This is a genomic window from Microbacterium tumbae, assembly GCF_054780175.1.
Genome location: NZ_BAAGWV010000003.1, coordinates 350,203 through 362,812, shown reverse-complemented (window position 1 = coordinate 362,812; position 12,610 = coordinate 350,203). Strand labels below are relative to the sequence as shown.

The 12,610-nt window shown below is 71.5% G+C and carries 10 protein-coding genes; 3 read left to right on the top strand and 7 right to left on the bottom strand.

The annotated features are described in order from the left end of the window. Positions 1–44: 44 nt before the first annotated feature. A complete protein-coding gene (locus tag ACYVGQ_RS13480; RefSeq protein WP_460785160.1) occupies positions 45–1,835 on the top strand; it encodes a thiamine pyrophosphate-binding protein in 1,791 nt (596 codons plus the stop codon). A 76-nt stretch (positions 1,836–1,911) separates the two neighbouring features. Here ACYVGQ_RS13480 and ACYVGQ_RS13475 read toward each other — a convergent pair whose 3' ends face one another. The 7 genes from ACYVGQ_RS13475 to ACYVGQ_RS13445 form a co-directional block, all read right to left on the bottom strand. Continuing rightward, positions 1,912–2,535, bottom strand: a complete 624-nt coding sequence (locus tag ACYVGQ_RS13475) for a response regulator (protein ID WP_460785159.1) — start codon at positions 2,533–2,535, stop codon at positions 1,912–1,914. Then, complete coding sequence (locus ACYVGQ_RS13470; protein WP_460785158.1) at positions 2,532–3,707, bottom strand: sensor histidine kinase; 1,176 nt, start codon at positions 3,705–3,707, stop codon at positions 2,532–2,534. The genes ACYVGQ_RS13475 and ACYVGQ_RS13470 overlap by 4 nt, the downstream gene beginning before the upstream one ends. A 9-nt stretch (positions 3,708–3,716) precedes the next feature. Further along, positions 3,717–4,484: an ABC transporter permease gene (locus tag ACYVGQ_RS13465; RefSeq protein WP_460785157.1), complete on the bottom strand. Its 768-nt coding sequence runs from the start codon at positions 4,482–4,484 to the stop codon at positions 3,717–3,719. A gap of 3 nt (positions 4,485–4,487) precedes the next feature. Beyond that, positions 4,488–5,438 carry an ABC transporter ATP-binding protein gene (locus ACYVGQ_RS13460; RefSeq protein WP_460785155.1) on the bottom strand — a complete coding sequence of 317 codons (951 nt, stop codon included), beginning with the start codon at positions 5,436–5,438 and terminating at the stop codon, positions 4,488–4,490. A 324-nt stretch (positions 5,439–5,762) separates the two neighbouring features. After that, complete coding sequence (locus ACYVGQ_RS13455; protein WP_460785154.1) at positions 5,763–6,149, bottom strand: VOC family protein; 387 nt, start codon at positions 6,147–6,149, stop codon at positions 5,763–5,765. Positions 6,150–6,735: 586 nt separating this feature from the next. Further along, on the bottom strand, positions 6,736–8,592 hold the full coding sequence (locus ACYVGQ_RS13450) for an FAD-dependent monooxygenase (RefSeq protein WP_460785153.1): 1,857 nt from the start codon (positions 8,590–8,592) through the stop codon (positions 6,736–6,738). Positions 8,593–8,622: 30 nt separating this feature from the next. After that, complete coding sequence (locus ACYVGQ_RS13445) at positions 8,623–9,993, bottom strand: MFS transporter (RefSeq protein WP_460785152.1); 1,371 nt, start codon at positions 9,991–9,993, stop codon at positions 8,623–8,625. A gap of 138 nt (positions 9,994–10,131) precedes the next feature. Between ACYVGQ_RS13445 and ACYVGQ_RS13440 the strand changes: the two genes are divergently transcribed. Continuing rightward, positions 10,132–11,925 (top strand): fumarylacetoacetate hydrolase family protein, encoded by a 1,794-nt coding sequence (locus tag ACYVGQ_RS13440; RefSeq protein ID WP_460785151.1) that lies wholly within the window; start codon positions 10,132–10,134, stop codon positions 11,923–11,925. After that, the gene (locus ACYVGQ_RS13435) at positions 11,922–12,599 is read left to right on the top strand and encodes a GntR family transcriptional regulator (RefSeq protein WP_460785150.1); all 678 of its coding nucleotides are present in this window, start codon (positions 11,922–11,924) and stop codon (positions 12,597–12,599) included. Before ACYVGQ_RS13440 ends, ACYVGQ_RS13435 begins: the two co-directional genes overlap by 4 nt. Positions 12,600–12,610 lie beyond the last annotated feature (11 nt).

Here is a 12,610-nt window from a genome sequence, read left to right as displayed (position 1 = left end):
ACATACGGAAATCCCCTCCTCCGTCTGTCTCGAAAGGCTCACGCATGCCCACCGTGTCCGCGCACGTCGCCCTCGCTCTCGCACAGCACATCGACGCCGTCTTCGGCCTGATGGGCAACGGGAACGCCCACTTCCTCGACGCTCTCCAGAAGCGGACGGACGCCGTCTTCACCGCCGTCCGTCACGAGGCCGGCGCCGTCGTCGCGGCAGACGCGCACTACCGCGCATCAGGGCGCATCGCCGCCGGCACGGCCACGTACGGCGCGGGCTTCACGAACACGATCACGGCTCTGGCCGAGTCGGTGCAGGCCCGCATCCCGCTCGTGCTCGTCGTCGGCGACGAGCCGACCTCGGGCCCTCGCCCCTGGGACGTCGATCAGATCGCGCTCGCCTCCGCCGTCGGCGCCCGCACATACACCGTCGGGCGCACGGACGCTGCGGCCACGACCGTCATCGCGATCGAGCATGCGCTGACCTACCGGGTGCCCGTCGTGCTGGCCATCCCCTACGACGTCGCGGCGGAGGAGGACGCCTCTCCCGCGGACACCGCACCGCCGCCCCTGCGCCTGCCCGCGCCCCTGACTCCTGCCGGCGAGTTCGCCGAGGGGACGCTGGACGAGATCGCCGCGACCCTCGCCGCCGCGGAGCGCCCGTTCCTGCTCGCCGGACGCGGCGCGTGGCTCTCCGGCGCCGGAGAGGCGCTGGGGGCGCTGGCCGACGCGACCGGGGCGCTGACGGCGTCCACCGCCCTCGGCCGGGGGATCTTCCCCGACGCCGAGCACGATCTGGGCGTGACGGGCGGCTTCGGAGCCGAAGGAGCGATGGCGCTCGTGCGGGAGGCCGACGTCGCCGTCGTCTTCGGGGCGTCCCTGAACCCCTTCACGATGCGCTTCGGCGCTCTGTTCGCCCCGGGGACGCGCGTCTACCAGGTGGACGTCGCCCCGGCGGCGACGCATGCCCATGTCGGCGGCTACGTGCGCGGCGACGCGCGGGCGGTGGCCGAGGCTCTCCTGGAACGGCTCCGTCGTGTGCCGGGCTCCGGTGGTGGCGTGCCGACCTCCGGTGGCGTGCCGAACTCCGGTGGTGGCGTGCCGAACTCCGGCATTAGTGCGCGCGGAGCCGGCGACACGCCGGTCGCTGTGGCCGCGGACGAGGGATCTGCAGGAGTTCGGCGCGCCCCCTGGCGCGGATCCGCCGAGGTGACGGCCGCCAGGACGCAGGAGCCGGGCGAGGAGCTCGCCCCCGACGGACGACTCGACCCCCGATCCGCGGCGCGCCTGATCGGCGAGCTGCTCCCTGAGGACCGCGTCGTCGTCTCGGACGGCGGCCACTTCATCGGATGGGCGAACATGTACTGGCCGGTCGCCTCGCCCGATCGGATGCTGATGGTCGGCACCGCGTTCCAGTCGATCGGACTCGGCTGGCCGAGCGTCGTGGGAGCGGCGGTCGCATGCCCGGAATCCACCGTCATCCTCACCTCCGGCGACGGCGGAGGTCTCATGGCCATCGCCGACCTGGAGTCCGCCGTCCGCGCGGCACGGGGCAGGGGATGCGCGGTGATCTGGAACGACGCCGCCTACGGCGCCGAGGTGAACCTGTACGGCCTGAAGGGTCTCGCCCAGGAGCCGATGCGCATTCCCGAGGTGGACTTCGCCGCCTTCGCCGCCGCCGTCGGCGCCGAAGGGGTGGTGGTGCGCAGCCTCGGCGACCTCGACCGCCTCCGAACCTGGACGGCGGAGGATGCTGCGACACGGCGCTTCCTCCTGCTGGACCTCCGCATCTCCGGCGACGTCATCGCCCCGTACCAGCGCGAGATCATCCGCGTGAACAGCTGACCCGCTCGAATCGCGCACACGGCTGCATCCGCTGCCCCGATGGAACCGTTCGCGCTCCTCGAAGAGGCGCAGCGGCCTAGATCCAGCCCTTGTCCTGCGCGATCCGCACGGCCTGGGCGCGGTTCTCGGCTCCCACCTTGCCGATCGCGGCGGAGAGGTTGTTGCGCACCGTCCCGGCCGAGAGATAGACCTCGCCCGCGATCGCCTGGGCGCTGCGTCCGTCGGCCGCCAGCCGGAGGATCTGCCTCTCCCGCTCGCTGAGCGGATTGGCGCCGTCGAACAGGCTCGCCTCGGCGAGTGCGGGGTCGACCACGCGAAGGCCCGCGTGCACGCGCCGGACGGCGTCGGCCAGCTGCTCCGCCGGGGCGTCCTTCACGACGAATCCGCTCGCGCCGGCGTCCAGCGCGGAGCGCAGATAGCCGGGGCGCGCGAAGGTCGTGACGATCAGCACCCTGGTGGCGGGGTTCGCCGCCCGCACCGCGCGGGTCGCCTCGATGCCGTCCGCACCCGGCATCTGGATGTCCATGAGGCACACATCCGGCCTCGTCGCCGCGACGACGCGCAGCGCCTCCTCGCCATCGCCGGCCGAGCCGACCACCCGCATGTCCGGCTCGAGATCGAGCAGCGCGGACAGCGCGCCGCGCAGCATCGCCTGGTCGTCGACGACGACGAGGCGGATCGGCTGCTCCTCGCCGCTCACCACGTCACCTCCACGATCGTCCCCCCGGACTCTCCCGCCGTCACGGCCAGCGTCGCTCCGCTCATGGCGGCGCGCTCGCGCATGCCCCGCAGCCCGTTGCCCTCCTGGCCGGCGAATCCGATGCCGTCGTCGGCGATCGAGAGCCGCCCTGGCGAGACCCGTGCGACGACGGTCCGCGCTGACGCATGACGGAGCACGTTCGTCGTCGCCTCCCGCAGGATCCATCCTGCCGTGAGGGACTGCGCGGGCGACAGCGCCTCGACCTCGCCCTCGACGCGCAGCGCGACGCCGGCGTCCGCCAGCACGTCCCTGCACGAGGCGAGCTGCTCCGCGAGTGCGGCGCTGCGGACGCCGGCGACCGTCTCGCGCACCCCGGAGATCGCCTCGGCGGTGAGCGCCTCGATGTCGGCGAGCTCGGCCTTGGCCCGCTCCGGATCGGCGTCGATGAGCCTGTGCGCGAGCTGCGCCTTCATCCGCACGACGGTGAGGGAGTGCCCGATCAGATCGTGCACGTCGCGCGCCACGGCCTCCCGACCCTCGCTCGTCGCGAGCTCGAGTCCGAGACGCTCCGCCTCGGCGGAGCGGATGATCAACGAGGTGGAGACCGTGTTCACGACCGCGAGCAGCACGACGATCGCGAGGACGGAGATGTAGGAGATCCACTCCGGGACGAGGAGCACGGCGGCCGCGGTGATCGCGATCCCGAAGGCGAGGGTCAGCCAGTGCGCGAGCCGGGTGAGGCCGTACGAGGCGAAGGACATGATGAAGGGGACGAAGCTCAGCGCGTTCCCGCCGACGGCCGGGACCGTCGAGACGGCGCACACGATCAGCACGGCGAAGGCGCACCACTGGATCGGCTTCGGCCGGGTGACCAGTCCCCCTCCCCTGCCGCTCATCCCGTTGACGAAGCCGGCGATGTAGACGACGACGAACGTCGCCAGCGCGATCCAGCCGGCGACGATCCAGCCGGTCTCGGCCGTGGAGCGCAGCAGTCCCAGGAGCGGATAGGCGAGGAACACCATCCAGATGGCGGCCATCACCCAGCCGTACTTCTCCCACGCGGAGCCGGAGCCGCGGCTCCGGCCGTCGGCGTCCGCCCCCTCGGACGGGGGCGCGCCGACGGCCGAGACGATCCTCGCGTCCTCGGGGCCGCCCGCCGCGTCCTTCGCCATGCCCCGACCCTATCGGCGGGAGCGCGAACGCTTCGCGCCTGCGGCGACGAGGGCGCTGAAGACGACCGTCCATGCGGCGATGTTCAGCAGCAGCATCCAGAGCGGATCGGTCTGTCCTGTGGTGAGAGTGCCTTCGGTGAGGGGCCAGCGCGCGAGGGCGACATAGCCGTACATCGGGGTGAACCGGGCGATGGCGAGCATCGTCCCGTCCAGCGGGATGAAGACGTTGCCGAAGAAGGCGAAGAACGTCAGCGAGATCGAGGCGAGCGCCGCCGCGGTGTCCGAGGTGAAGAACAGTCCCACCCCGAGCCCGTACAGCCCGAACATGAGGCCGAGCCCGAGCATGATGCCCGCGCAGGCGAACCAGCGCCAGGCGTCGCTCGCCTCGGAGCCGGTCACCAGGCCGGCCGCGAAGACCGCGAGGACGGCGAGCGCGGCGAAGGACAGCGCGGTGAGGAGCTTCGTCGCCGCGTAGCCCGTCGTCCGCAGCGGCGTCATGGCGAGCTGGCGCCCCCAGCCCTGCTTGGCCTCGGTGGCGGCGAGCGAGGTGAGCGAGCTCATCGCGACGGCGGTGCCGTATGCGGCCATCGACACCATCACGGAGAAGGCGACGTTGCCGTGGCCGGCCGAGAGCGAGCCGTAGCCCATGCTCGCGCCGAACAGCAGGTACATCGCCACCGGCATCGCGAGCGTGAAGGCGAGGGTGTACGGATTCCGGATCTGGCGCAGGGCCTCCACGCGCAGCATCGTCGGCGAGATCGTGATCTGGTTCGACATGGGTCAGTCCTCCGTGAGTGCCGTGAAGGCGGTCTCGAGCGTGGGGGCGGCGATCTCCAGGTCGCGGGCGCCGCCGGCCAGGAGAGCGGATGCCGCGGCGTCGGAGTCCGTGGCCCGCAGGCTGACGCGCCCCGCATCCACCCGGAGATCCGTGACGCCTTCGGCGGCCCGCAGCCGCGCGAGGAGCTCATCGGCTCCTTCCGCTGGCAGGGTCGCTGCGAGGACGCGGGCGCCGAGACCCGCCCGCAGCTGCGCGGTCGGGGCGTCGGCGACGATCCGGCCCCGGTGCATCACGACCGTGCGGCGGGCGAACTGCTCCGCCTCCTCGAGGTAGTGGGTCGCGAAGAGGATCGTGCGTCCGGCGTCCGCATCGGCGCGCATGACGTCCCAGAACCGGCGACGGGCGGTGACGTCCATGCCGGCGGTCGGCTCGTCGAGGACGAGGATGTCCGGATCCGCGACGAGCGCGAGCGCGAACCTCACCCGCTGCTGCTCGCCGCCGGAGCACTTGGAGATGCGGCGGCGGGCGAGCCTGGTCAGGTCGGTGCGGGCCAGCACCTCCGGCACGCGGCCGAGGGCTGCGCGACCGTGCAGGGAGGCGATGACCTCGACGGTCTCGCGCACGGTGAGGTCCGACAGCAGGCCGCCGGTCTGCAGCACGGCGGCGATGCGGCCGGAGGCGGCGGCGAGCGAGGCCCTCTCCCCGAGCACCTGAACGCTGCCGGAGCTCGGATCGGTGAGCCCAAGCAGCATGTCCAGCGTCGTCGTCTTGCCGGCCCCGTTCGGGCCGAGCAGGGCGACGACCTCACCACGGCGGATGCGGAGGTCGATGCCCTCCACCGCGTGCACGATGCGCTCACCGGAGCCGAAGCGCCGGTGCAGGCCGTCGAGGACGATGACGGCGTCCGTGGGCGTGGGGAGAGGAGAGACCCTGGTCTCCGTCGCGGTGCTCATGTCCCCACTCTCCCGGCGGCGGATGCTCGGATCAGGAGGGCGCTGTCATCGGAATCGCGTGACACATGTCATGCGATCCGCTGTGCCCATGCGCCGCCGGGGCGCGGATCGGCCAGGGCGCGGGTGAGCCGCGGGCTGGCAGGCGCGGGTGCTGAGCCGAGGCCGACCCATCCGGCTCCCGGAGCAGGCACAGGCGCTCGCACTCGGATCAGGCGCCGACGCAGGCGCACGCCCCGATCCGGCACCGGCGCGGAACCCGCGGCACCGGCGCTGATCCGGCACCGGCATCGACCCGGCACCGCGCTCGTCTCTGGCTCGCCTCTCTCAGCTCTGGCCGACCGCCGCGTAGTCCGGAAGCTCCTGCAGCGTCCAGGTGTTGCCGTCCGGATCGTCGAACCACACGAACCGGCCCCAGCCGAGATCCTCCACGCCCCTGGCGGGAACGCCGACCGCCTCGAGCTGCGCCTTGGCCTCGTCGGCGTTCGGCACGACCACCTGGATCGTCTTCTGCTGCCCCGGCTCGAGCGGGATGTCGAGGCCTGTGCCGAACGCGATCGAGCAGGCGGAGCCGGGCGGCGTCATCTGCACGAAGCGCAGCCCCTCGTACGGCGACTGATCATGATCGGCGTTGAAGCCGATCTTCACGTAGAAGTCCTTCGCCCTGTCGACATCCGACACGGGGACGAAGATGAGCTCGATCTTCCAGGTCATGACGCACTCCTCCTCGCGGGCATCGGCGCCCGCCTGGGAGACAGGCTAGGCCTGGCCGCCAACATCGGTCTCGGATCCCGCGCCGGCGCCCCGCCCTTCCCGCTCCCGGTCCTCCTCTCCCACGCTCCCGGTCAGCTCTCCCCCGCTCCCGATCCTTCTCTCCCGCTCTCCCGGTCAGCTCTCCCAATTCCCACGCAACCCACTCACGCTCACGCGGTCGATTTCCGTCTCGCGCTGTCGAATATCGCCCACGCTGCGGGAACAATCGCCGCGTGAGCGGGAAAGAGCAGCGCGCCTCAGGAACGGGCAGCGCGACCCCGAGAAGGAGCCGCTCGACCCCGGGGAAAGTACAGCGCGCCCGGGAAGGGCAGCGCGCCTCAGGAAAGAGCAACGCAACCCCGGGAAGGAGCAACGCGACCCCCGGGGAAAGTGCAGCGCGACCCCGGGAAGGAGCAGCGCGACCCCGGGGAAAGTGCAGCGCGACCCCGGGAAGGAGCAACGCAACCCCGGGAAGGAGCAACGCGACCCCGGGGAAAGTGCAGCGCACCCACGAAAGAGCATCCCACCCCGCGAAAGAGCAACGGATTCAGGATGCCGGCAGCAGCGCCCCCGCCAGGAACGCCTCCAGCTCGTCCACGGCATCCAGCGGCAGCACGGCGGCCACATACTGATCGGGCCGCACCACGACCACGACGCCGTCGCGCGAGAGCCCGCGCGCCTCGAAGACGTCCGTCTCGGTCCAGGTCGAGGGGCCGGCCGCGTACGCCTTCTCCCAGTCCGTGAGCCCGAGCGGGCCGGACGCCGGCCGGAACAGCGCCGGCACGGACGGGACCTCGATCTCCTCGAACGGCTGCGCGAAGACGGCCTTGACGTCGAAGACCGCATCGACATCGGCATCCGCCGGGGTGAACCGGGCGAACACGGCTGCGGCCGCATCTGCCCACGCCGCCAGCCGGCTGCCGTCCCGGTCGCCGAAGGCGTAGACCCGCCACCGCCCGTCCGCCCTCGCGTGATGCCCGAGGTGGACGACGTTGCCGTCGGCCGCCCGCACGACCTCCGCGGAGTGGAACCGCTTGCCCAGCGGGAAGCCGGCGGCGAGCTCCTGATGCGCGTCACCGCCGACGATCATCGACGCCGCGTACTGCGTCATGAAACCGGAGGGGAACTCCGCGGTCGCGAGGTAGTAGGCGGCGAGGTCGTTCGGATCCGAGATCTCCTCCGGCTTGCGGGCCATGAGGCTCGACCACTCGCGATCGAAGTCGATGAGCTGCTGCGCCACGGGACGCCGCTCGGCCGCATAGGTCGCCAGCAGGACCTCCGGCGAGCGGCCGGTGAGCACGGACCCGAGCTTCCAGCCGAGGTTGAAGCCGTCCTGCAGGGAGACGTTCATGCCCTGCCCCGCCTTGGCGCTGTGCGTATGGCACGCATCGCCGGTGAGGAAGACGCGGGGCGTGCGTCCGGATCCGTCGATCACGTCGTCGAAGCCGTCCGTGACGCGATGCCCCACCTCGTAGACGCTGTGCCAGGCGATGTCGCGCACGTCCAGCGCGTAGGGATGGAGGATCGCGTTCGCCCTGCGGACGATCTCCTCGACCGGCGTGGAGCGCACGCGATGGTCGTCGTCGGCCGCGACCTCGCCGAGGTCGACGTACACCCTGCCGAGGTACCCGCCCTCGCGCGGGATGAGCAGGATGTTCCCCGCCTCGGAGTTGATCGCGCACTTGGTCCGCCAATCGGGGAAGTCGGTGTTCACCAGGACGTCCATGACGCCCCAGGCATGCGCGGACGTGCCGCCCACGTGCCGTCTCCCGATCGCCTCGCGCACCCTGCTGCGGGCGCCGTCGCAGCCCGCGACGTACTTCGCCCGCACGAGGCGCTCGCCCGAGGCGTCCCGCACCCGCACCTCGACCGGATGCTCGCCGTCCTCGTGCACCGTGAGCCCGAGGAACTCGACCCCGTAGTCCGGGACGATCCGCCCAGGGCCGTGCAGCGCCGCCTCGGCGAAGTAGTCCAGCACCCGCGCCTGATTGACGATGAGATGCGGGAACTCGCAGATGTCGTAGGCGTAGTCGGCCGTGCGGGAGACCCGCCGGATCCTGCTCCGGTCGTCGGGATCGGGACCCCAGAAGTTCATCCAGCCGATGTTGTACGCCTCCGCGATGATCCGCTCCGCGAACCCGAAGGCCTGGAAGGTCTCCACACTGCGCGGCTGGATGCCGTCGGCCTGCCCGAGCTCCAGCCGGCCTTCGCGCTTCTCGATGATGCGGGTCACCACGTCCGGATACTGCGACAGCTGCGCGGCCAGGAGCATGCCTGCCGGGCCCGAGCCGACGATGAGCACGTCGACCTCCTCGGGCAGCTCGCCGGGGCGGTCGGCCCCGGAGCCGGATGCCGGCTGCACCCGCGGGTCCTGCGAGACGTAGCCGTGGTGATGGAACTGCATGATGACTCTCCTCTGCGGCGGGACTGCCGGTCAGTCCGTCGCGCCGACGCCGAGGAGCGGAGTCCTCGCCTGCTCGGCCTCGTGATCGATGCCGAGCGGGAGCCCGGAGCGATCCCGGAACGCGAGCGTCGCCAGGCATCCGATCACGGTCATGACGGCGAGGTACACGGTGACCGCATCCGTCCCGCCGGTGGCGAGGACGAGCCATTCGGCCACGGTCGGGGCGAAGGCGCCGCCGAGGATGGCGCCGAGGGCGTAGGCGATCGAGACGCCGGAGAAGCGGACGGATGCCGGGAAGATCTCCGCGTAGAAGGCCGCCTGCGGCCCGTAGGTGAACCCGAGTCCGAGGGAGAGGATCATGAGCCCCAGCGCGAAGAGGATCACGTCGCCGGTGTTCACCAGCGGGAACAGCGTCAGAACGCCGACGAGCTGGAGCGCCCACCCGACGAGATAGGTGCTGCGCCGCCCCCATCGGTCCGAGATCGTGCCGGCGAACCAGGTGGTCGCCAGCCACACGACGGCGCCGAACGCGACCGCCCAGAGCACCTCCGGTCGCGACAGCCCGAGCCCGTTCGTCGCGTACCCCTGGATCCAGCCTCCCGTGGTCATGTACCCGACGGCGTTGTTGCCCGCGAAGACCAGGGCCGCGATCACGACGACGAGCCCGTAGGAGCGGAACAGCTTCACGATCGGCGTCTTGGTCTGCGCGGACCGCTCGGCGATCTCGGTGAACACCGGGCTCTCCTCGACCGTGCGGCGGATCCAGTATCCGATGCCGATGAGGACCACGGAGAGCAGGAACGGCACCCGCCAGCCCCACTCGAGGAACGCCTCGCCGGGCGCGATCATCGAGGTCAGCGCGATCACGGCGCTGGAGAGCAGCAGGCCGAGCGGAACACCGACCTGCGGTGAGGCGCCGTAGGCGCCACGCCGCTTCTTGGGCGCGTGCTCGACCGCCATGAGCACAGCGCCGCCCCACTCGCCACCGGCGGAGACACCCTGGAGGATGCGCAGGAGGACCAGCAGCAGCGGCGCGGCGACGCCGATCGCGGAGTACGTCGGCAGCAGGCCGATGAGCGCCGTGGCCACCCCCATGCCGAACAGGGTGATCACCAGCACCCTCCGCCGGCCGATCCGGTCGCCGAAGTGCCCGGCGAGGAAGGCCCCGAGCGGGCGGAACAGGAAGCTCAGCCCGACCGTGAGGAAGGCGAGGATCGTGCCGAAGCCCTCGCCGGCCGGCTCGAAGAACAGTGCGCCGAAGGCGAGACCCGCCATCGCCGCATAGGTGAAGAAGTCGTACCATTCGACGGTCGTGCCCACGACCGTGGCGAACACGACCCGCTTGCGATCGGCGGGGGCGGCGATGGTGCCGGTCGGCGTGAAGCCGGGCTGATCGATCATTGATTGCTCCTTGTCCGACGTCTCTGTCGAGGGTGGTATCGCGATGCTTGCCACCCGGTGCAGCGATGATATACGATTTCGAATATTCCGCACAAGGGCAGACGAGAGCAGCGGAGACGACGCAAGGAGGCGCCAATCGTGACGGAGGACATCGCCCGTCCCGGCAAGGTCATCGCGGTGCACCTGAGCTACGCCTCACGTGCCGACCAGCGCGGCCGGCGCCCAGCGCATCCCTCGTACTTCCTCAAGCCGTCCTCCTCGGTGGCGGCCTCCGGAGGCAGGGTCGAACGCCCGTCCGGGACCGAGCTGCTCGCCTTCGAGGGCGAGATCGCGCTGATCATCGGCGCGCCGGCGCGCCGGGTGAGCGTCTCGGATGCCTGGGCCCACGTCGCCTGGATCACCGCCGCGAACGACCTCGGCCTCTACGACCTGCGCGCCGCCGACAAGGGGTCGAACGTGCGCTCCAAGGGCGGCGACGGATACACGCCGCTCGGGCCGGGACTCATCGCCGCCGCATCCGTCGATCCCTCCGCCGTGCGGGTCCGGACGTGGGTTAACGGCGAGCTGCGTCAGGAAGACACCACCGCCGGGCTGATCTTCCCGCTCGCGCAGATCGTCGCGGACCTCTCGCAGCACTTCACGCTCGAGACCGGCGATGCGATCCTCACCGGGACGCCCGCCGGATCGTCCGTCATCGTCCCCGGCGACGTCGTGGAGGTCGAGGTGGATGCCGGCGGCGCCAGCAGCGGCCGCCTCGTCACCACGGTCGTGCAGGGCGATGCCCCGTTCGACGCCGCCCTCGGGTCGCTTCCGGCTGCGGACGAGCCGCAGCGCGCCGAGGCTTGGGGAACGCCGGTCGACTCGCCCGCGGCTCGCTCGACGAACGGGGAAGGGGACGCCCGATCAACGGACGGGGAAGACACCGCCCGCTCGATCGCCCCCGCCCGCTCGTTGAGCGAGGAGCGCAGCGACGAGTCGAAACGCCCCCGCACCGAAACCCGTTTCGACTCGCCTGCGGCTCGCTCAACGGACGGGGAAGGGGACACCCGATCAACGGACGGGGAAGAGGGCGCCCGATCAACGAACGGGGAAGGGGACGCCCGATCAACGAACGGGGAAGAGGGCGCCCGATCAACGAACGGGGAAGAGGGCGCCCGCCATGAGGGGACCCTCACCCAGGCCCTGCGGGCCAAGCTCCTCGCCGCCCCCACCGCCGGCCTCTCCGCCCAGCTGCGGAGGCGCGGCATGAACGCCTGCGTCATCGAGGGCGTCACCGCGAACAGACCGGGCGTGAAGATCGTCGGCACCGCCAAGACCCTGCGCTTCGTCCCGGCCCGCGAGGACCTCTTCGCGAGCCACGGCGGCGGCTACAACGCGCAGAAGCGCGTCTTCGACGAGGTCTGGTCCGGAGAGGTCGTCGTGATCGAGGCCCGCGGCGAGCGCGGCTCCGGAACACTCGGCGACATCCTCGCACTCCGCGCCAAAGCCCGCGGGGCCGCGGGAGTGGTGACCGACGGCGGCGTGCGCGACTTCGACGCGGTCGCCGAGATCGGCCTGCCCGTCTTCTCGAACGGCGCCCATCCCGCCGTCCTCGGCCGCAGGCACGTGCCGTGGGACTCGGACATCACGATCGCCTGCGGCGGCGCGACGGTGCAGCCCGGCGACATCATCGTCGGCGACGGGGACGGCGTGATCGTCATCCCCCCGTCCCTCGCCGAAGACATCGCCGACGCCGCCCTCGCCCAAGAGGACGAGGACGCCTGGATCGCCGAGCAGGTCGCCGCCGGGCATCCCGTGGACGGTCTCTTCCCGATGAACGCCGAATGGCGGGCCCGCTACGACGCCTCCCGCGAAGACGCCTCGCACGACCACGACCGGGCCTCCCACGAGGAACACGACCGGGCCTCCCATGAGAAGGGGACCGTCACGTGACCGCCCCCGTCCTCAGCAAATCGCAGCGCGCCTACCACTGGCTCAAGGAGCGCATCGCCGCGCAGACCTATACACCGGGCTACCGTCTCGTGCTCGGCGCGATCGCGAACGAGCTCGGCATGAGCGTCGTCCCCGTGCGCGAGGCGATCCGCCAGCTCGAGGCCGAGGGCCTCGTCGAGTTCGAGCACAACGTCGGCGCGCGCGTCGCGATGGTCGACGACACCCAGTACCGGCACAGCATGGCGGCGCTCGGCATCCTGGAGGGCAGCGCGACAGCGCTCGCGGCCCGCAGCCTGACGGCCGACGACCTCCGCACCGCGCGCACCCTCAACGCTGAGATGATCGAGACGCTCGATCACTTCGATCCCTCGGCGTTCACCGCCTTGAACAAGCGGTTCCACGAGACGCTCATCGCACCCTGCCCGAACCCGCGCCTGCACGACCTCGTGCTCGCCGAGTGGGCGCGCCTGAGCAGGCTGCGCGACTCGACGTTCAGCTTCGTCCCCGGCCGCGCGCGGGAGTCGGTGCGGGAGCACGAGCAGATCGTCGCCCTCATCGAGCGCGGAGCGCCCCTCGGCGAGATCGAGGACGCGGCACGCCGGCACCACACCGCCACCCTCGACGCCTACCTCATCCACGAGCATCCCGACGAGGCCGTCGGGAGCTCCCTCTGACATGGAGACGC